The sequence below is a fragment of the Novosphingobium sp. KCTC 2891 genome (assembly GCF_025938155.1).
Classification (GTDB): Bacteria; Pseudomonadota; Alphaproteobacteria; order Sphingomonadales; family Sphingomonadaceae; genus Novosphingobium.
Genome location: NZ_JAPCZG010000009.1, coordinates 93,770 through 114,143 on the forward strand (window position 1 = coordinate 93,770; position 20,374 = coordinate 114,143).

Genomic DNA, 20,374 nt, shown 5'->3' on the forward strand with positions numbered 1-20,374 from the left:
GGGTGATTACGCTTGGTTGCGCATCGCCTGGGGCCAAATACCCTGCTTGCCGGGCGAGAGGATGCCGTTGGGGTCGAGCACGTCCTTGAGCCGGTGGTGCAGATCCCAAAGCGCCCCGTCGTTATGCTTATAGGTCTTGGCGATCTGGTCCATGAAGGCGAGGTGGGTGCGGTATTCGCCGAAGCCGGCATCCGCTGCCTCGTCGACCAGCTTGCCGAACAGGTCGTATGCGCTCTTGCGCATGGCCTCGTCGGCGCGATCGTACATGATCATCAGGATGTGGTGCATGTCGCGCCATCCGACCAGGAACTCGCCGATATAGTCGAACCCGAAATCGTGGCAGCGCTGCTTGATCAGGTTGTACTGGCTCAGCGCTTCCTTGCCGTCGGGTGCAGAGATTGGCGAGAAGTTGATATGCCCGCCGCCGCCGATCCAGTTCATGATGCTGAATTCGGTCATGTTCGGCTCGCCGCGCATCAGCCGCACGCGATAGTCCCAGGCGGGATCGTTTTCGCGGTTGAGGTGCAGCTTGGCGCCCGGGATGCTCATCATCGCTTCCTCGACGAGCTTCCAGTTGTTCTCGATGATCGGCGGCGGACCATAGAGCGCGGCGTAGAAGTTCCACATGCCCAGGCCATGATCCGAAGCGATCTTCTTGCGGATCGAATCCGGGACAGGGCCCTTGCCGTCGAAGTAATGGCGGCGCGTGGTCTTGGCGGACACTTCCCACAAGAGATCGACCGCCACCGCCGCGTTGGGGATCACCTGGTTAACCTTTAGCGGTTTGACCGCATCGAAGATCGCAGCGAGGTCTTCCTCGCGCTCGTAGGTGATCATGAACGGTTTGTAGCCCGGTGGTTCGGGCATCAGCCAGATCCCCATCTTGGTCACCACGCCGAAGTTCGACTGGGTGAACATGCCGTCGAAATGCGGGCCGGCGGCGTGCTTGGTTGACTGCCAGTGCTGCGACCCTTCGATCGCGCCCTGACCGGTGCGGACCACCTGGCCGTCGGCAAGGACCACTTCCATGCCACATTGCATCGTGAAGTGGTCGCCATAGGGGGTGTAGCCGGCGCCGTGTTCAAGCGCGTTGCCCATCACGCCGCCCCAGCCCGGCGCCGCTGGATCGATCCACAGCTTGCTGCCGATCTGGCGCAGATGCCGGTAGAGTTGGAAATAGGAGACCCCGGGTTCGACCAGCGCGTAGCCGTATTTCTCGTTGACCTCGAGGATGCGGTTCATCCGCTTGAGATCGAACATGACATAACCGGACTGGCGCGGGGCGGGTCCGCCATAGGCGAAATTGCGGCCGTTGCCGAAGGTCCAGATCGGCAGCTTGTAGGCGTTGAAGACTTTCAACGCCTGCTGGATCTGGTCCATGTTTGCCGGCGCCACGGCAGCCGAAGGCAGCATTTCGCCATCGGCCAGCGGCGAATAGGCATCGCGATAAGCCGACAACGGCAGATCGTCGACAAAGACCCATTCCTTGCCGACGATCGCGGCCAGTTCGTCCAGCGCCTTGCGAAAGGTTGCGGCGTCGACGCCATGGGGCATGCGCGTGCTCACGACTGTTGTACTCCCACTTCGAATGCCCACGAAACCAGCATGCCGGGGCTCTTTCCATCGAGACCGCAATGTCCCGACTGGCACCGCAGATCGGGAGCCTGTCGGCTCCCGCCAAGCGCATCCTGCATGTGGTTGGCTAGAACGGTCGGCCAGCCGGTGCTGGCCCGCGCGAGCAGCGCCGGAGCGCCGTCGGTCCGGTGTTCCCACCGCATTTTGCGGTAATGATGCGCCCATTTCAGCAACGGGCGCGCGCCGTCGGCTAGCAGAACCTGTTCGGCAATCATGGCTGCCGGGTCGGAAGTCAGGCCGACGAGCACACCTTCGCCAATGACGAGTTCATGGAGCAGGCCGTTGAGCGTCCGGTCGATCCGGATCACCTTTGCCGCACGTCCCGAATTGACGAAGGTTTCGGCATAGAGCCGACTTTCGGGGACTTCTGCTTCCTCAATGACAATGATCTTGAGTGGTCGCTTCGCCAAGGCGCTGCGACCGATCCCCAGACCGGCCACTGCCGCTCCCACGGCACCCCCGCTCATGACGGTGCGACGGCTGACATCCCACGCCATTCTCTAGTTCCCTTCTTCTTGCGCCAAGGCCGGAACGAGGTTTGCCGCCTCTTTGCTCAGGCCTTGCCAGCGTTTCTCCGACTTCGCGTGAAGCCCGAACAGATCCAGCACCCGCATACAGCTGTGATCGACCACCTCGGCCAGCGAGGTAGGCCGCGAATAGAAGGCCGGCACCGGCGGGAAGATCACCGCACCCATTTCGGTGCAGGCACTCATGTTGCGCAGGTGCGCCAGGTTGAGCGGCGTTTCGCGGGTGATCATCACCAGGCGACGGCGCTCCTTCAGCATCACGTCGGCGGCGCGAGTGATCAGGTTATCGGACAGGGCGTGGGCGACCGCGCCCAGCGTGCGCATCGAACAGGGCGCAATCACCATGCCTTCGCACACGAACGAACCGCTGGCGATCGAGGCGCCGACATTGCGGACGTTATGCACGACATCGGCCAGCGCTTCGAGCCTGGCCTTGCCATCAGGCAATTCCTCGCGAATGTTGAGCAGGGCGGCCGGAGACAACACGAGATGGGTTTCCCAGCCCCCGGCATCGCGCAGCAGTTCAAGCAGTCGCAGGCCATAGACCGATCCGGTTGCGCCGGTAATGCCCACAACCATCCTCTTCACCGCAGGCATCCTGCCTGCGCGCGCATCGCGATCAAGGTCGCACAAGGCCAAACCTTGTTGGGCATGCTGCAATCCGTCTCCCGATCTTTGCCAACACTATACAATGCATTCCGCATTGCGCAACGAGTTTTGCGAACCGATGAAAGCGGTTCAACTCACGCCCGAACCCCCAGATTGATCGTTTTCAGCTCAAGGAATTCGTCGATGCCGTGGCGTGATCCTTCCCGGCCTAGACCCGATTCCTTGATCCCGCCAAACGGGGCCGTTTCAGTCGAGACGATGCCGTTGTTCATGCCGACCATGCCGGTATCCAGCCCTTCGGCGACTCGCCATGCCCGGTCGATGTCGCGGGTGAAGGCATAGGCGGCCAGCCCGGAACGGGTCGCATTGGCCAGGGCCAGCGCCTCGGCCTCGGTATCGAAGCGGAACACGGGCGCGACCGGGCCAAAGGTCTCCTCGTCCGCGAGGCGCATGGCGGGGTTCGCGCCGGTCAGCACGGTCGGCTGGAAGAACAGTTCCCCCGCCCCGTGCCGCTTGCCCCCGGTGACGATGCCGCCGCCTTGCGCAAGCGCATCGGCGACATGGCCCTGAACCTTGTCGAAGGCGGCCCGGGTGATAAGCGGCCCTTGATCGGTTGCGCCCTCAAGCCCGTTGCCGACCGTGAACGCGCTGACCCTGGCGGCCAGCGCCTCGACGAAACGGTCGTGGATCCCGCCCTGAACCAGGATGCGGTTGGCGCAGACGCAGGTCTGCCCGGTGTTGCGGAATTTCGAGGCGATCGTCCCCTCGACCGCCTGATCGAGATCGGCGTCGTCGAAAACCAGCAGCGGGGCATTGCCGCCCAGTTCCATCGAAACCCGTTTCAGGGTGGTGGCGCATTGCGCAGTCAGCAGCTTGCCCACCGCGGTTGAACCGGTGAAGGTGAACTTGGTGACATCGGGATGGCTGGTCAGCACCGATCCAATGGCCGGAGCATCGCCGCAGACCACGTTGAACACGCCGGGCGGGATGCCGGCTTCAAGGGCGAGCTTCGCGAGGGCGAAAGCGGTCAGCGGGGTGAGTTCGGACGGCTTGAGGGTGACGGTGCAGCCCGCCGCCAGCGCTGGCGCGACCTTGCGGGTGATCATCGCGGCGGGAAAGTTCCACGGCGTGATCGCCCCCGCTACCCCAACCGGCTGGCGGATCACGATAATCCGCCGGTCGGCGCTGCCTGGAATAACCTCGCCATAGACGCGGCGCGCCTCCTCGGCGAACCACTGGATGAAGCTGGCGGCGTAATCGACCTCGCCCAGCGCCTCGGCCAGCGGCTTGCCCTGCTCGGCGGTCATCAGCAGACCCAGATCCTGGCGGTGCAGCCGGACCAGCGCCAGCCAGTCGTGCAGCAGACGGGCGCGTTCCTGTGCGTGCCGCTTGCGCCAATCGATGAAGGCGCGGGAATTGCTTTCAATTGCTCGGTACGTCTGGGCAGCGCCAAGCTTGGCGACATTCGCCAGCGCTTCGCGGGTTGCCGGGTTAGTGATCGCGTAGGTAGAGTCGCCACAGATTTCGGTGCCGTCGACAAGTGGTTGGCCGGTCAGGAAATCGCTGCGCTCGAGCGGGGGGATCGTAACGCCCAAGACATTGCTCCTTTGGCCGCAAGACAAGTTGCCAATACCAAATTGGGCGGCGAGGTGTCTGGCAGGCTCTTGGTCGGTGCCACCAGAAGGGTGAGGGCGGCGGCGGACCGCCGCCCTCGGGGGTGGTAAGTGTCAGTACTTATAGGCGAGCTTGAGGAACCATTCACGCGGGCGCGAATAGGTTGCCAACGCTGTCCCGGCGACGAACGGATCTACGTAACCGCCCTGGATATAGCGTTCGTCGGTCAGGTTGGTCACACCAGCGGTCACGGTGAAGTGCTCGCTCTTCTCGGTGAACGAAGCACTGGCGCCGAAGACGCTGTAGCCAGGCTGGCGCAGTTGCGGGCTGTTGACCGCATCCTTGAAGGTTTCGCTCTGGTACGACCAGTCTCCGCGCAGCGTCAGCTTGCCCATGTCACCTTCATAGACGTCGGCGTTGAACGAGGCCGATCCGGTCCATTCCGGCACGAAGGCGAACTTCGAGTTCTGGTTCACGGGGAACGCGAGCGGATCAATGGAGCGGTAATAGGCATCAAGATAGCCAACGCCGAAGGTCAGGCGCAGCCAATCGGTCGGAGCCGCCTCGCCTTCGACTTCAAAGCCTTTGATCCGGCCGGAACCGGCGTTTCGTGCCCGGGGGGCGATGCCTTCGCTGACGACGACCTGGATGTCATCGTAGTTTGACATGAACGCGGCGAGGTTCAGCCGCAGGCGGCGATCCAGCAGCTCGGTCTTGAGGCCGAGTTCGTATGATTCCACGAATTCGGGCCTGAACGACGGCGCAACCTGTTCAGCCGGGAAGATTCGCTGCGTGAAGCCGCCGTTCTTGAAACCCTTGGAATAGGAGGCATAGACCAGGATATCGTCGGTGATCTTGTAGTCAGCCGAAATTGCCGGCGTCCATTCCTTGGCCTTGGCGGCAACCTGGACCGCCGGCATCGTGTGGTTTCCACCAGGGTTAGTGGCGGCTGGTGCGCAGCCTCCAGGCAGCGGGAAGCCGAACAGCGGGCTCGCCGGATCGGTCACCAGCAAGGGCACTGGCTGGCCGGTCACGCACTGGCTGAAGGCGATGAACACGCCCTGGGGGTAAGGGATGATGCCGGCCTGCCCAAGCGGAGCAGTGTAATCAACATTGATGGTCTGGAACGAAGGATCGAACCGCTTGGTCTCGTCGGTATAGCGGATGCCCGGCGTGATCGAAAGACGATCGGTCACCTTGATCGTTGCCTGCAGATAGGCAGCATAGCTGTCGTTGTCGATCTTGCCGCCGCTGAAGAAGTCAGCGAAGCCGAACAGCAGGTTGTTCTTGTCTTGGCCCTTTTCCTTCAGGTAATAGCCGCCCAGAACGAACTTCACCCGATCATTCAGGACACTGCCGGTCAACTGGAATTCCTGCGAAGCCTGCCACAGATCGATATTGTTTGTCAGGTTGAGGTAGGGATGTGGCGTTCCGTCGAAGTCGAACTGGATCGTGGCCTTCTGATCGCGATAGGAGCTGATCGACTTCAGGTTGATGTCACCAAAATCATAATCCAGCGTCAGGTTCGTGCCCCACAGGTCGAAATCCGACTGGTTCTTGGCACCGGACCAGGTTGAATCGATATCGCCGGTGATCCACTGCGTGGTGGCGCAGCGCGGGTCGTTGACCGGTGCCAGTTGCCCGTCCGCACCGCAGAAACCTGCGCCGCCCTGCAACTTGTTCCAAGCATAAGTCGAACTGGGGAAAACCACGGTTCGGCCATTCAAGTCGACAACCTGCAGCAAGTCGGGCGATTCATATAGGTTGACCAGGGTCGATGCGGCCATTTCCTCGCGGCGGATGTTGATATCCGCGCTGAGGTTGACAGTGAACTTGTCGGTCGGTTCCCACTTGAACGCAACGCGCCCGCCGAAGCTGTCCTTGTTGCCCTGGCGACCACCGTCGAACAGGCGCTTCTGATAGCCGTCACGGGTTTCGTACGAGGCAACGGCCCGCATCGCCAGATTTTCGCTCAGCGGCACGTTGATCATGCCCTTGAAATCGGCACGGTTGAACCGGCCGGTCGCCGCTTCGAGCTTCATGTCGAAGTCCTTCTGCGGCTCGACCGAATTGACCACGATCGCGCCGCCGATGGTGTTCTTGCCGAACAGCGTGCCCTGCGGCCCACGCAGGACCTGGACGCTCGAAACATCGGCCATGTCGAGCAGCGCGCCAACCGAACGGGCAACATAGACGCCATCGACATAGACACCCACGCCGGGATCGACAGTAATGTTGAAGTCGGTTTGGCCCACGCCGCGGATGAAGGCGGTGATCGAGGCGCTCGAACCCGAGATGTTCGCCACCGGCGAGATGCTGACGTTCGGCGCGAACTTGGCGACTTCCGCAACGTTGACGATCTGCTTTTCTTCCAGCATCGCCCCGGTCATCGCGGTGATCGCAACCGGCGTTTCCTGCAGGTTCTCGGACCGCTTGCGCGCGGTGACAGTGATCTCTTCAAGGCCGCCGGAATTCTGTTCCTCGGCCTGCGGCTCACTTGCGGCGGCCTGTTGGGCATAGGCCGACACTGGGGCAAAGCAAGCAAGCCCGATTATGGCCGAAGCGCTGGTACGAAGCGCAAGCCTGCGCATGTTCAGGCTACTCGTGATCATTATTATTCTCCCTATTATGTTTTGTAATTAGAATTTTGTTTCGATCGTGACCCCAATCTTGCGGGGTTGTTCGTAGAACCCATCGGTGCCCAAAGTGCCCGGGCGCACGGTTTGCAGCACTTTCGCGTTGGTCAGGTTTGTTACCCACAGACCGATCTTGAAGGCTTCGCTTTCGGGCTGCCAATTCACCGAAAGGTTGGACAGGGTGTAGGGCCGCTGCGAGAACCTGTTGGCGAAGTCGTAATAGACCCTGGAGCTCCACAGCAGGTTTCCGGCCAGGGTAACGCGGCCGTTACCGACATCATGCCCCCAATCAAACCCGACATTGCCTGACCATTCCGGTGCGCGGGTCATGACCTTGCCCGAGGCATCGAACGGCGCCGCAACGTTGCCGGCAAAGTCGCCATTGCCGTTGACGATCGGCGTAAAGCCCTGGGCGTTCGGGAAATCCTTGTAGCGGGCATGGGTATAGGCAACCGCCGCGCGGAGCCGGAGGTCGCGGACCGGGCTGATGATGGTCTCGAATTCGCCACCATAGATTTCGGCATTGGCGGCGTTCTGCAGGATATATCCGGGGCCGGCCGGGGCCTTCGACTGCAGCTGCAGGCCCTTATAATCATAATAATAGGCAGCAAGGTTGGTGCGCAGCCAATCCAGCGGATCGGACTTGATTCCGAATTCAGCCGCCTTGATGTTCTCCGGATTGACTGGGGTGCCGCCGGTACTCGCCATGTTGTACACACCGCTCTTGAACGCGGTGCTGTAGGTGGCATATACGTTGGTCTTTTCAGTCACTTCATAGCGGACGCCAACCTTGTAGTTGAACTTGTTGAACGTCTTCGAAACGTGATTGACCAGCAACACGCCATTGTTGCTTTGGCTGAACCACCGCGTTTCGGTAGTATAGCGCCCGCCGAGCGTGATGAATAGGTCCGGCTGAACCTCGTAGGTGCCTTCGGCGAAGCCCGCGAAAGAGCGCCCATCCAGCTTGGGTGTCAACGAAGGTCCGGTCAAAGGCAAAGCGGGGTTGGTGGTGGTCCAAGGCTGAAGCACCGGCGCGCCGCCGCCGAACTGGTAGAAATAGCCGCCGACCAGCCACTGGAAGGGGCCGGGCTTGGCCGAACTCAGCTTGATTTCCTGGCTGCCCGATTCCGATTCGAACACTGCCGGAAAGTTCGAAAGCTTGATGTTCGAGGCATCGCCATCGGTGGTCTGCTGCCAGCGCAGGTTGAGGAAACCAGAGGTGGTCTCAAGCATCACACTGCCCAGATCGAGCCGGGTGTGCAGCGCAAAGCTCCACCTTGTGAGATTGAGCAGCGGAACCTCGGTCAACGACGCCTGCCAGGCATCGGTCGGTACGATCACGCCCGGCCAGTTGCGGCCCGCGGTGTTGCCGTCCAGCGGTTGCGGCGAATTGGTGGTGCTTTCCTGATTGAAGTATTCCCCGGTCAGGACCACCTTGAAATTGTCGGTCGGCTTGAACAGCAACTTGCTACGCAGGTCGATGACGCGCTGGTTGCCAAGTGTGCCGCCGCGGACCAGATCGTCGATATAGCCATCGTTCTTGCGGAAAAGCGCGGCAAAATCAGCCGCGACCTTGTCACTCATTGGGCCGGTGAAATAGAGCCGGGCATCGTAATCGCCGGCATCGCGCCTCATCCGCCCCACGCGCAGCGAAGCCTTGCCGCGGAAGTCGAAGCTGGGATCGGGGGTGATTACGTTGATCAGTCCGCCGGTGGCATTGCGGCCAAAGGTCGTTCCCTGCGGGCCACGCAGCACCTCGACCCGTTCGACCTCGACCAGGTCGATCCAGTTGGCGGCCGATTCCGGTTGATAGACGCCGTCGACGTAGGTTGCGATATTGGGTTCATCACCAACCGAAATGCCGGTTGAGCCGACCCCGCGGACCACCGGCTGGAAGACGCCCATATTACGGCTGCCGATGAAGCCCGGCACAACCTGAGTGAGGGAGCGGACCGTCGAAACATCGGCGGAAGCCAGAGCGTCGCCGGTAACCGCAGTAACTGCAACCGGCACGGTTTGCAGCCTGGCCTCGCGCCGAGTGGCCGTGACGATAATGTCACCTAGGCCCGTGTCGGTAGCGTGGGATTCGTCCGATTCGCTTGTGATGTCTTGTGCCAAGGCCATCTGCGGCGTCAGCGCGGTCGCTCCCATCAAGGCAACGAAATAGCAGCCATACTTTTTCATGCAAACCTCCCCTATGTAACCGAATTGCTTATTTTGAATTGTTCAAATACTCGGCAAGAAAATCCAATCGGTCATTTCCCCAGAAAATCTGGTCGTCGACGAACATCAGCGGCGCACCGTACACGCCGCGCTGGATCGCCTGGCTCCGGGCCTTGCGATATTCGTTCTGGCCGGCGGGCGATTCGACGAAAGCGATCAGCGCCGCGGGATCAAGCCCCGCTGCTATCGCGCATGCGGCCAGTTCGTTGCGGTCGCCGGGATCGATCCCCTGGCCCCAGATCCGGCGGTAGGCATCGGTCACAAATGCCTCGGCCTTACCGTGCTCGCGGGCGAACAGCACCGCGCAATTCCAGTCTGCGCAAGCGAAGCTGGCTGGAAAGGTGAGGGGCACTCCATAGCGCTCGGCCCAGCGCTCAAGGTCTGCCTTCATGACCTTGATCTTGGGCAATACCTCGCGATTGGACGGGCCATAGTTGCCGGCGGCAATTTTGGCTTCGGGAATGTCGATCGGCCAGTAATCGACCGTGCATCCCGCTGCCCGCGCGATCTCCGGCAGCTTGAGCTGCGCAAGGTAGCTGAACGGGCTGATGAAATCGAAGTAGAAGTCGATCGTGCGGGTCATGTCGGCTCCACCTCAAAGCCGACCATTTCGCGATAATTGTCCCAGAAGCCGATGATCGCGCCCTCGGTGACGAGATGGTCGGCATCCTCGGCCCGGCCGCCACCCATCGCGATGTAGGACGTCGCGCTTGCCTCGCCGACGATGGCGTTCTGGACGATTTCCACCGCTTCGCCGTCTTCCATCGAAATGAGCCCGGCGGGGCCGATCAGGTTGGCTTGCTTGAGCCGGATGGCCTGCATTTCCGCATCGTCGTCCTGGTAGCCGAAATGGGTCCAGACGAGCTCGAATTCATCCGGCCCGTAGGTCACCGTCTGGCGCACCGCGAGAGTGTTCTGGATCTGCTGGAGGACCAGGTTGGGGTAGACCGCGAGGATCACCAGCGTAACATTGTCCGCGAATTCCTGCCGACCTTTCAGCAGCGACATGTCCTGCAGCTTGAATTCGGTGTCGAAGGTGCGGGAATCGCCATAGGCCTGCTTGTCGGCGGCATCGTCGTTGCTGGCCGCGATCGAATAGAGCAGCGAGTGGCGTTTGTTGGCATCCATCAATGCCTTACCTGTCTGGGTCGAGCGATAGAGACCGAACGTGTTGTGAAACAGGTGCAGCAGGCTCGCGTGGTAGGGATCGCGGGTGTTCTCGGCGTAGAGCTTCCAGTTCCCGCGGATCCGCTGGCGCTGGTCGCCCAGCACGGTGATCGGCTTGCACATGATCCGCTCGATCTGCTCGACCACGATCGGGCCGAGGAAATCGCGGCAGGATTCGACAGTTTCGGAGAATGAGGCAAACACCAGACCGCCAACGGATTCGGTGCGCAGCTGGCGAAGATTGTGCTGGGACATGTCGAAATCGCCCGGCATCCCGCCCTGTCCCTTGAGGCCGCGGCGGAAGGGTACCCCGATCAGGTTCCCCTTCAGATCGTAGGCCCATTGGTGGTAGACGCATTCCAGGCTTGCGCGGTTGCCGCGCATTTCGCGGCAGACCAGGGCGCCGCGATGGGCGCAGCGATTGACCACGACATGCAACGAGCCGTCGCTGTCGCGCGTGAGGATCACCGGTGTTTCGCCCACGAAGGTCGATTTGAAATCACCCGCCTGCGGAACTTCAGCCTCAAGTCCGACGAAGGACCAGCAGTTACCCTTGAAAATGTTCTCCTGTTCGCGATCGTAGTACTGGCGATCGGTGAAAACGCGGTACGGAACCCGGCATCCTGCAGTGGACGGGGCTTGATCCAAGGCGTCTGTTTGCTGGGGAATGGACATAATTGGGTGCTTTCAACTTTGCAGCTAGATCGGGCGGACCATCATCGTATCGATGAGGTGGGTGTCGAAGATCGCGGTCTTGGAAAGGAAGCGCGGGGCAGCCCCGGAAACGTCGATTTGATCGACATATTTTCCGGAATTGTAGATCGACGTCTGACCGTCGTTGCGCGTCATCAGGACCACATAGTTGGTCTGTGTGGTGACGATCTGCCCGCTGGTCGACTTCACGCGGGTCGGACCGAGAATATGCCGGTAGCTGTGCGCGGGAAAAATATTGGCGCGGCGCAAAGAGACGATGCGATCGACCAGCATGCCGCGGCTGTCGCAGAACACCGCAGCCAGGTTCAGTGAACGATTGTGGTTCTCCGCTGAGATCACACTGTACTGGCACTTTTCTTCAAACAGGTCAGGCCATTCTTCCAACCGGTCGTCATCGATCAGTTCCGCATGAAGCGCATTAAGTTGCGCAGCGGCATGCTGAAACTGCATCTGCTCAAGGGTGGGAAGGCCCATCATGCTGCTCCTTCGGGCTTCGTGATGCAGACCCAGCCATCCTCGATTTCGACCGGATAGGACGCGATCGCCACCTGGCAGGGAAAGGCCTTGGCTGCGCCGGTCTTGATGTCGAACGAGCCGCCATGGAACGGACACTCGATGATGTCGCCATCCTGATATCCGTCGGTCAGCATGGCATTGCCGTGGGTGCAAAGATTGTCGGTAACGAAAATCTCGCCATCGACATTGTAGACGGCAAGGGCGGGCATTCCCTCTGCGAATGCCGCAACCGGCTCGCCGTCCTTCACGCTGGCAGCTTCACAGAGTCGCAATTTGTTTGACATGGTTGACCTGTTGTCCTGTCAAGAATCGAGCAAAATGGGCGATTGTCAGAGCAGCGGAATGTCCATCCCGTAGCCAGCCGCCTCGTTGCCATGGCCGAAGATGTCGCGGGTGTAGTATTCCTGCTGGCCGGTCGAGTGGCGGGCGCCCCAGCCGAACTCCCACAACCAACCCGACGGATTGGCGCAATAGAAGGTCAGGGCCTGATCGTTGGCGTGCTTGCCAAGCTGCAGCGCTACATCGATCTTCTTCCCGCGCACAATGTCGTGAGCCATGCCGAGATCGTCGAGATCGGTGTATTCGAACATCAGGTGGTTGATGCGCTTTTCCATCGGTCCGAGGCCGAAGGCGACCGAGTGCTGGCGCTCGTTGCAATGCATGAAATAGGGCTGGGCGACCATGCCGTTGGGCAGGTGGAGATGGTATTCAACCGACCCGCGCAGGCCGAGCAGTTCATAGAACCGGGCCGCCGCCTCGACATCGTCCTGGCGCAGGATGCAGTGCCCGATCCCTTGCGAGCCGGTCAGGAACTTGCCGAACATCGGACGGCCAGGATGAAACGGCTTGTGCGTATCGACCTGGGGGCCGAAGAAGATCTCGGTCGGGTTGCCGCCCGGATCGGCCAGCTTGAGCAGCCCGAGAACCCGGCGTTCGCGCGCCTCGGCTTCGGTGCCCACGGTGAAGGGGATTCCCGCCGCGCTCAGCTTTTCCTGCATCGCGGCGAATTCCTGCGGCCCGGCCACGCGCCAGCCCATGTAAGCCAGGTCATCGCTGCCATCAGCGTGCAGAACGATGCGGTGATGCCAAAGGTCCATTCGCAGATAGAGCCGATCCCCTTCGCCTTCATCGACGACTTCCATGCCGACGACTTCGGCGGCGTAAGCGCGCCAGGCAGCGAGATCGGAAACGGAAAGACCAAGATAGCCGAGTTCGGTGACGACCGACATAGTTCAAACTCTCCCAATTCACCCCAAAACGGGGTCATTTTGCGATTTGCTGGCCGCCTTGCTTCGATTCAAGCCGCCGGTTTCAGCCATTTCTGACTCATTACCTACCAGAACGTTTTTCATTGTGCAATACGTTGCACGAAATGATGGGATGAGGTAGTCCCCGTGTGCAATCTGCGGTTGATTCGCGGAGGTATTGGGTGCCCGACGCACAGAACGGGAGAGGATCGATGGAACTCAATGAGAAAATCGGCGGCAGGATTGCCGACTTGCAGGGCTTGAAAGGGCGCATGCGCGCTTGGCTCAAGAAGGATCACGAGCGCGGGATCTTCCAGTTAGATCGTGCTGCCTTTACCGAAGGCGCGCTGTTCGATCTCGAGATGAAATACATCTTCGAGCGCAACTGGGTCTATCTGGCGCATGAGAGCCAGATCGCTAAACCTAACGATTTCATCACGACCAAGATCGGGCGCGTTCCTATCCTGGTCACCCGTGACAAGACGGGAGAGGTCCGAGCCTTCGTCAATGCGTGTTCGCACCGTGGCGCGCGCATTTGCCGCGAGCGGGCGGGCAACAAGCGCAACCACATGTGTCCGTTCCATGGCTGGACATTCTCGTCTGGGGGCGACCTGCTGGACGTCACCGATGAGAGCATCGGGGGCTATCCGGAGGCATTCAATCGCGCTGATTTCGGGCTTCAACCGGTCGCCCGGGTGGAAAGCTACCGCGGCTTCATTTTTGCCAGCCTCTCCGCCGATGTCGTCCCGCTGGTCGATCACCTCGCCGGCGCGCGGGATTTCATCGATATCCTGGTGGACCAGTCGAAGTCCGGCGCAATGGAAGTTTTGCCCGGAACCAACCGCTACCGCTATCACGGCAACTGGAAGATGCAGGTCGAGAACGGGCTCGACGGCTATCACGTCATGACCACGCACGCCAACTACTTCATGACGGTTCAGCGCCGCGTCGAAGGCATTTCGAAGAACGAAACCAAGGCGATTAGCTTCAATGGCTTCACCGCGCGCGATGGCGGCTCGTTCTCGTTCCACAACGGCCATACGGTGCTGTGGGCAGACTATGCCAATTTCGCCGATCGGCCCAATTTCGAGATCGTCGACTGGCTGGAAGAAACCCACGGTGCCGAAAAGGCCAAGTGGATGAACAAGCGCATCCGCAACCTGCAGCTGTTTCCCAACGTCTTCCTGATGGACCAGACCAGCACTCAGATCCGCATCATCCAGCCGCTGGCGGTGGATGAGACCGAAGTCAGCACGGTGTGCATCGCCCCGGTCGGCGAAAGCGCCGAGGCGCGTGCCCTGCGGCTGCGTCAGTATGAGGATTTCTTCAATTCGACCGGCATGGCGACCCCGGACGACCTGACCGAATTCAACAACTGCCAGACCGGCTATGGCGCCGGCGAAGGCCGCTACAACGAGATGTCGCGCGGTTCGACGCGCTGGGACACCGGCCCGGGCAAGTTCGGCGAGCCGCTCGATTTCAATGTGGTGCTGAGCAGCCCGGCGGTTGCCGACGAAGGCCTCTATGTGGCGATCCATGACGAGTGGCTCACGCTCATGGAAAAGGCCATCGACAGCGAGTGCAGCGAGCTTGCCGCCTTCCTTGAGCGTTCGCTGGAGAAGGCATGATGACCGCATTCCATTCGCGCTGGCTGGCGGTTTCCCGCTTCATCGGTCAGGAAGCCATGGCGCTTGACGACAAGGACTGGGATGCCTGGCTGGCGCTCTATCACGAAGAGGCGGAATACTGGGTTCCAGCCTGGGACGATCACGAACGGCCGACTGCGGATCCGCAGAACGAAGTCTCGCTGATCTATTATCCCAACCGGGGCGGGCTTGAGGATCGGGTGTTCCGGATCAGGACCCGGCGCTCGGCGGCGAGCACGCCGCAGCCACGCACGGTTCACCAGTTCTCCCTGCTGTCTGCTGAGGAGAGCGATGGCCAGGTGCATGCGCGGACGTCTTGGACCACGGTTTCGGTGCTGGAAGGCAAAGTCGCCACTCTCAGCGGGTGGGCCTTCTATGATCTCGAACCTCGGGATGATTCGTTCGTGATCCGCCGCAAGAAGACGATTGTCGTCACCGATCTGTTCCAAGAAGTAGCCGATGTCTACAGCCTCTGAGCGGGTGCGCCCCGTCGTGGGGACGATGATCGGTGATCCCGCCGGGATCGGACCCGAAGTGGCTGTCAGGGCGCTGGCCGACGGTGCCGTACACACGGATTCGATCCCCGTGCTGGTCGGGTCTGCTGCGGCGGTAGAGCGGGCGCTCGATTTCACTGGCACCAAGGCACGGCTGCGGGTGATGCGCGGCTTCGAAAAACCCAGCGACGATCCCGCGATCATCGACGTCATCGATACCGGCGCGCTGCCCGATGGCGTTCTGCCCCTGGGCGAGGACACCGAGGCCGCCGGGCACGCCACCGCGCAATGGCTGGATGAGCTCGACGCGTTGGCCCGCGACGGTTCTTTCGCCGCCACGATCATGGGGCCGATCAGCACTGGTTCGCTTAAACTGGCCAAGAAGCTCGACAGGGTCATCAGCCCGACCCCGGGCGAAAGCTATCTGGTGCTGCTGACCGGGCCGCTCAGGGTTGCGCATCTCACCGACCACATGTCGCTGCGGCAAGTGATCGACGTTATTTCAGCCGATCTCGTCGCCACGGCGGTGGGGCAACTGCACGAGGCCATGCAATCGTGGGGCATCGCCCAACCGCGGATCGCGGTTGCCGGTCTCAACCCACATGCCATCGGCGACGAGGATCGCCTTGAAATTGCGCCTGGGATTGAAGCGGCGCGGGCAAGGGGCATCGATGTCGAAGGGCCTATCGCGCCTGACTCGGTCTTCCGCCACTGCATCGAGGGTCGCTACGACATGGTCCTGGCGATGTTCCACGATCAGGGCCACATCGCGGTCAAGACCTGGGGCTTTTCGGGCAACAGCGTGATCATCATGGGGCCGCCGTACCTGCACATGTCGGTGGCCCATGGCACCGCCTACGACATCGTCGGTACCGGCAAGGCCGATGCCGCGATGATGCTGAGCGCGATGCGCACTTGCGGACGACTCGCTTCGGGCCGCGGTTTCGAACAAGCTTAAGGAGAAGACCATGAACGCCGAAACCATGCCCGTCGCCGCGGGGTCGGAGCCGACTGCGGTCGATTACGCAGTCTATCACAGCCAAGCGATCTTCACTGCCGAACAGGAAAACATCTTTCGCGGACAGACCTGGTGCTACCTCGGCCTCGAAGCCGAGCTGGCCAACAGCGGCGATTTCCGTTCGACCCATGTCGGCAATACTCCGGTGGTGGTGACGCGGGCAACCGATGGCACCATTCATGCCTGGGTAAATCGCTGCGCCCACAAGGGCGCAACCGTGTGCCGCTCGCTGCGTGGCAACCAGGCCGACGGGGCGTTCGTCTGCGTCTATCACCAGTGGGCCTACGACGCGACCGGTGTGCTTGTCGGCGTGCCGTTCCGGCGGGGGCTGAAAGGCGTGGGCGGCTATTCGAAGGAATTCAATATGGCCGAGCATTCGCTGGAGCGGTTGCGGGTCGAGACATTCGGCGGCCTCGTGTTCGGCACCTTCAACTCGACCATCGCCCCGCTCGACGACTTTCTGGGTCCAGTGATGCGCAAATACATTCAGCGCGTCTTCCAGCGCCCGGTCAAGGTTCTGGGCTATGCGCGGCAGTTCATGGCCGGCAACTGGAAGCTCTATTCGGAAAACAGTCGTGACAGCTACCACGGCGGTCTGTTGCACCTGTTCTATCCGACTTTCGGCATCTACCGCCAGAGCCAGGAAAGCGCGGGTCTGGTTTCGGACGAGGGCTACCACACCGTCTTTACCGTGTCTAAGCCCAAGGGCGATGTCGACTACGGCTCGTTCGGTGACGAGGCCAACCGCGAGATGCAGGGTGAGGCCAAGTTGCAGGACGAGCGCCTGCTGGCATTCCGCCCGGAGATCGCTGATGATGTCGGACTGCACATCCAGTCGATCTTCCCGTCTGTCGTTGTCCAGCAGATCCAGAACACCCTCGCCACCAGGCAGATCGTGCCCCACGGGACCGACAAGACCGAGCTGGTCTGGACCTATTTCGGCTATGCCGACGATGACGATGAAACGACTCGCCACCGCCTTCGCAACCTCAACCTGGTTGGACCGTCTGGGTTGATTTCGATGGAAGACGGCGAAGCGGTCGAACTGTGCCAGCAGGGCACGATCGGTGCCGAAGGCAAGCGCAGCTTCGTCGAGATGGGCGGGGACGATGTCCGACCGTCATACGCCCCGATGGGTATGGATGAAAATTCCGTGCGCGGGTTCTGGAAGGGCTATCTCGGGCTGATGGGCAATGCCTTGGCCGATCTCGCAGCGGAGGGCCGGGCATGAGCGTTGCAGCCGAAGTAGCGCAAGTCGCGCAAAGTGCGATCGACGATTTCAACGCGGCTTACGGGCTTTGCCTTGATGATGACCGGCTCGAGCAATGGCCCACGCTGTTCGTTGACGATTGCCTGTACCAGGTGATCGCGCGCGAGAATGTCGATAACGGCTTGCCCGCAGCTGTGATGTATTGCGACAGCAAAGGGATGCTGGCGGATCGGGTTGTCGCGCTGCGCAAGGCAAACGTCTTCCCCGAACATTTCAACCGGCACCTGATCGGGCGTGCGGTGATCACCGGCGTGGAAGGCGACCAGGTTTCTGCTGAAGCCAGCTATGTCGTCTTCCAGACCCGTAACGATGGTGAAACGCGCATCTACAATGCCGGCAAATATGTCGATCGGTTTGATCTTAGCGGTGGAACCGTTCGACTGAAAAGCCGGACCTGCATCTATGACACGCTGCGCATCGCCACGCTGTTGGCGACCCCGATCTGAGCCAATCCCCAATTTCCTGTTTTCCCAGAAGGAGACTATCCATGAAGCTGTTCATTAGCCCTGGTGCTTGTTCGCTCGCTCCGCATATCGCCCTGCGCGAAACCGGCGCCACTTTCGATGCGGTGAAGGTCGATCTGGCGACCCGCAAGGTCGAGACCGGAGACGATTTCCTGACGGTCAACCCGTCGGGCAAGGTTCCGGCGCTGACCCTCGACAGCGGCGAAACCCTGACCGAAAATCCCGCGATCCTGCTTTACATCGCCGACCAAAAGCCGGAAGCCGGCCTGGCGCCGCGCGACGGCACCATGGACCGGTACCGCCTGCTCAGCCGGCTGAGCTTCCTGGGTTCGGAGTTTCACAAGGCCTTCGTGCCCCTGTTTACGCCCGGCACCAGCGATGAAGCCAAGGCAGTCGCTACGACCGCAGTCAAGAATCACTTGGCCGCGCTCGATAAGGATCTCGCCGGCAAAGAGCACTATGTGGGCGCCGATTTTAGCGTGGCCGACATCTATCTGTTCGTGATGCTGGGCTGGCCTGCCCATGTCGGGATCGACATGAGCGCGTATCCCGCACTGGGCGCCTATTGCGGTCGGATTGCTCAGCGGCCTGCGGTTGGGGCGGCCTTGCAGGCCGAAGGTCTCATCTGATCGAAGAGCGCGGGGCGCCGGCGATTGCCGTCGCCCACGTCGTTCTTCATTTGCAAATGCGTTTCAAATAGTGCAATGGATGACGGTGCTGGCGACAGAGACGGCGATTCGGCGTCCAGGTCCAGCCCAATGCAAAATCATCGAGGCGGGAAAGGATCGGAGGGCTACCATGGCACGCTCGACTTTGGACACGGCACGTCCGGAAATCGGTAGGTCGCTGGTTGTCGGCGGAAGCTCGACCAATTACCACGACGTCGGCGAAGGCGACCCGGTGCTGCTGGTCCACGGATCGGGCCCCGGTGTGACAGCCTGGGCCAACTGGCGGCTGAATATGCCGATCCTCGCCGAGGATTTCCGGGTCATCGCGCCCGACATGTTCGGCTTCGGCTATTCGGACAGCAAGGGCCGGATCGAGGACAAGCAGGTCTGGGTCGATCAGCTCGCCGGCTTTCTCGACGGTCTGGGCATCGACAAGGTTTCGATCGTCGGCAATTCTTTCGGTGGCGGGATCACGCTGGCGTTCATGATCGCCCACCCCGATCGGGTGGAGCGCGCCGTTCTGATGGGACCTGCAGGGCTCAACTTTCCGATTACCCCTGCGCTCGACAAGGTCTGGGGCTATGAACCCTCGGTCGAGGCGATGCGCGAATCGCTCAAGTACCTTGCCTGGGATCACAGCCGCCTGACCGAGGATCTGATTCAGTCGCGCTATGTCGCCAGCGCCCGGCCCGAAGCACATGAACCCTATCATGCAACGTTCGGCGGCGCCGACCGCCAGGCCAACGTGGCGATGCTCGCCAGCCGTGAGGAGGACATCGCCGCAATCGCGCACGAAACCCTGATCCTGCACGGGATTGCCGATCAGGTGATCCCGCTCGATTCTACCGTACGCCTCGCCACGCTGATGAAGCGGGCCGATCTGCATCTGTTCGCCGAATGCGGACACTGGGTGCAGATCGAGCGGATGGCAAGTTTCAACCGGATGGTTGCCGAGTTCTTTAGGAATGGTCTCAAGGGCTGAACGGAAAGGAGTGTCGACATGGCTCTAACTGGTGTAATTCGTCCTGGCTACGTGCAGCTCAGGGTTCTCGACCTCGATGAGGCTATTGCCCATTACCGCGACCGGATTGGTTTGAATTTCGTCAATCGCGACGGCGACCGCGCCTTTTTCCAGGCGTTTGACGAATTCGATCGGCACAGCATTATCCTGCGCGAGGCCGACCAAGCCGGGATGGACGTGATGGGCTTTAAGGTCGTCAAGGATGCCGACCTCGACCATTTCGCGGAGCGCCTGCTCGATATCGGCGTCCATGTCGATGTGATCCCGGCCGGATCGGACCCCGGTGTGGGTCGCAAGATCCGCTTCAACACACCAACCCAGCACGTGTTCGAACTCTACGCCGAAATGGAACTGTCGGCCACCGGCCCGGCGGTCAAGAACCCCGATGTCTGGGTGGTCGAACCGCGCGGCATGCGTGCCACCCGCTTCGATCACTGCGCGCTGAATGGCGTGGACATCTCCGCATCCGCAAAGATCTTCGTCGATGCGCTGGATTTCTCGGTTACCGAGGAACTGGTCGATGAAGGCAGTGGGACGCGCCTCGGCATCTTCCTGAGCTGCAGCAACAAGGCGCATGATGTTGCCTTCCTCGGCTATCCCGAAGACGGCAAGATCCACCACACCTCTTTCAACCTCGAATCCTGGCACGACGTCGGCCATGCAGCCGACATCATCAGCCGCTACGATATTTCGCTCGATATCGGGCCGACGCGTCACGGGATCACCCGCGGCCAGACGATCTACTTCTTCGATCCCTCGGGTAACCGCAACGAAACCTTCAGCGGCGGTTACATCTATTATCCCGACAATCCGCAGCGCATGTGGCAGGCAGAGAGCGCCGGCAAGGCGATCTTCTACTACGAAAAGGCGCTGAACGACCGCTTCATGACGGTGAACACCTGATC

At 61.1% G+C, this 20,374-nt stretch carries 19 protein-coding genes; 8 read left to right on the top strand and 11 right to left on the bottom strand.

Annotation, left to right across the window (positions count from 1 at the left end; translation table 11 throughout):
• Positions 1–6: 6 nt before the first annotated feature.
• From OLX02_RS16110 to bphC, 11 genes are all read right to left on the bottom strand, one after another.
• The gene (locus OLX02_RS16110; RefSeq protein WP_264424521.1) at positions 7–1,566 is read right to left on the bottom strand and encodes an FAD-binding oxidoreductase; all 1,560 of its coding nucleotides are present in this window, start codon (positions 1,564–1,566) and stop codon (positions 7–9) included.
• Positions 1,563–2,132 (bottom strand): hypothetical protein, encoded by a 570-nt coding sequence (locus OLX02_RS16115; RefSeq protein WP_264424523.1) that lies wholly within the window; start codon positions 2,130–2,132, stop codon positions 1,563–1,565. Before OLX02_RS16115 ends, OLX02_RS16110 begins: the two co-directional genes overlap by 4 nt.
• Positions 2,133–2,135: 3 nt before the next feature.
• A complete protein-coding gene (locus OLX02_RS16120) occupies positions 2,136–2,759 on the bottom strand; it encodes a UbiX family flavin prenyltransferase (protein WP_413630340.1) in 624 nt (207 codons plus the stop codon).
• Positions 2,760–2,905: 146 nt separating this feature from the next.
• Positions 2,906–4,366, bottom strand: a complete 1,461-nt coding sequence (locus tag OLX02_RS16125) for an NAD-dependent succinate-semialdehyde dehydrogenase (RefSeq protein ID WP_264424527.1) — start codon at positions 4,364–4,366, stop codon at positions 2,906–2,908.
• Between the two features lie 132 nt (positions 4,367–4,498).
• On the bottom strand, positions 4,499–6,997 hold the full coding sequence (locus OLX02_RS16130) for a TonB-dependent receptor (protein ID WP_264424529.1): 2,499 nt from the start codon (positions 6,995–6,997) through the stop codon (positions 4,499–4,501).
• Between the two features lie 27 nt (positions 6,998–7,024).
• Positions 7,025–9,205 (bottom strand): TonB-dependent receptor, encoded by a 2,181-nt coding sequence (locus tag OLX02_RS16135; protein WP_264424531.1) that lies wholly within the window; start codon positions 9,203–9,205, stop codon positions 7,025–7,027.
• 28 nt (positions 9,206–9,233) lie between these two features.
• Entirely contained in the window at positions 9,234–9,827 is a 594-nt protein-coding gene (locus tag OLX02_RS16140; RefSeq protein WP_010891032.1) for a 2-hydroxychromene-2-carboxylate isomerase, read from the bottom strand.
• A complete protein-coding gene (locus OLX02_RS16145; RefSeq protein WP_010891031.1) occupies positions 9,824–11,086 on the bottom strand; it encodes an aromatic ring-hydroxylating dioxygenase subunit alpha in 1,263 nt (420 codons plus the stop codon). Before OLX02_RS16145 ends, OLX02_RS16140 begins: the two co-directional genes overlap by 4 nt.
• Before the next feature lie 24 nt (positions 11,087–11,110).
• Positions 11,111–11,599, bottom strand: a complete 489-nt coding sequence (locus tag OLX02_RS16150; protein ID WP_010891030.1) for an aromatic-ring-hydroxylating dioxygenase subunit beta — start codon at positions 11,597–11,599, stop codon at positions 11,111–11,113.
• A complete protein-coding gene (locus OLX02_RS16155; protein ID WP_010891029.1) occupies positions 11,599–11,925 on the bottom strand; it encodes a non-heme iron oxygenase ferredoxin subunit in 327 nt (108 codons plus the stop codon). The genes OLX02_RS16150 and OLX02_RS16155 overlap by 1 nt, the downstream gene beginning before the upstream one ends.
• A gap of 45 nt (positions 11,926–11,970) precedes the next feature.
• Entirely contained in the window at positions 11,971–12,870 is a 900-nt protein-coding gene (gene bphC / locus OLX02_RS16160) for a biphenyl-2,3-diol 1,2-dioxygenase (RefSeq protein WP_264424535.1), read from the bottom strand.
• 230 nt (positions 12,871–13,100) lie between these two features.
• Here bphC and OLX02_RS16165 point away from each other — a divergent pair, with 230 nt between their 5' ends.
• From OLX02_RS16165 to OLX02_RS16200, 8 genes are all read left to right on the top strand, one after another.
• Positions 13,101–14,516 (top strand): Rieske 2Fe-2S domain-containing protein, encoded by a 1,416-nt coding sequence (locus OLX02_RS16165; protein WP_264424537.1) that lies wholly within the window; start codon positions 13,101–13,103, stop codon positions 14,514–14,516.
• Positions 14,513–15,010 (top strand): aromatic-ring-hydroxylating dioxygenase subunit beta, encoded by a 498-nt coding sequence (locus tag OLX02_RS16170; RefSeq protein WP_011906646.1) that lies wholly within the window; start codon positions 14,513–14,515, stop codon positions 15,008–15,010. The genes OLX02_RS16165 and OLX02_RS16170 overlap by 4 nt, the downstream gene beginning before the upstream one ends.
• Complete coding sequence (locus OLX02_RS16175) at positions 14,994–15,986, top strand: PdxA family protein (RefSeq protein WP_193829251.1); 993 nt, start codon at positions 14,994–14,996, stop codon at positions 15,984–15,986. The genes OLX02_RS16170 and OLX02_RS16175 overlap by 17 nt, the downstream gene beginning before the upstream one ends.
• 10 nt (positions 15,987–15,996) lie before the next feature.
• Positions 15,997–17,277, top strand: coding sequence for an aromatic ring-hydroxylating dioxygenase subunit alpha (locus tag OLX02_RS16180; protein WP_264424541.1), 1,281 nt, complete (start codon positions 15,997–15,999; stop codon positions 17,275–17,277).
• Positions 17,274–17,762 (top strand): aromatic-ring-hydroxylating dioxygenase subunit beta, encoded by a 489-nt coding sequence (locus OLX02_RS16185; RefSeq protein ID WP_010891023.1) that lies wholly within the window; start codon positions 17,274–17,276, stop codon positions 17,760–17,762. Before OLX02_RS16180 ends, OLX02_RS16185 begins: the two co-directional genes overlap by 4 nt.
• Before the next feature lie 41 nt (positions 17,763–17,803).
• Positions 17,804–18,409: a glutathione transferase GstA gene (gstA, locus tag OLX02_RS16190; RefSeq protein ID WP_264424543.1), complete on the top strand. Its 606-nt coding sequence runs from the start codon at positions 17,804–17,806 to the stop codon at positions 18,407–18,409.
• A 169-nt stretch (positions 18,410–18,578) separates the two neighbouring features.
• Positions 18,579–19,430: an alpha/beta fold hydrolase gene (locus OLX02_RS16195; protein WP_010891021.1), complete on the top strand. Its 852-nt coding sequence runs from the start codon at positions 18,579–18,581 to the stop codon at positions 19,428–19,430.
• Positions 19,431–19,448: 18 nt separating this feature from the next.
• Entirely contained in the window at positions 19,449–20,372 is a 924-nt protein-coding gene (locus OLX02_RS16200) for a catechol 2,3-dioxygenase (protein ID WP_264424546.1), read from the top strand.
• Positions 20,373–20,374: the final 2 nt, after the last annotated feature.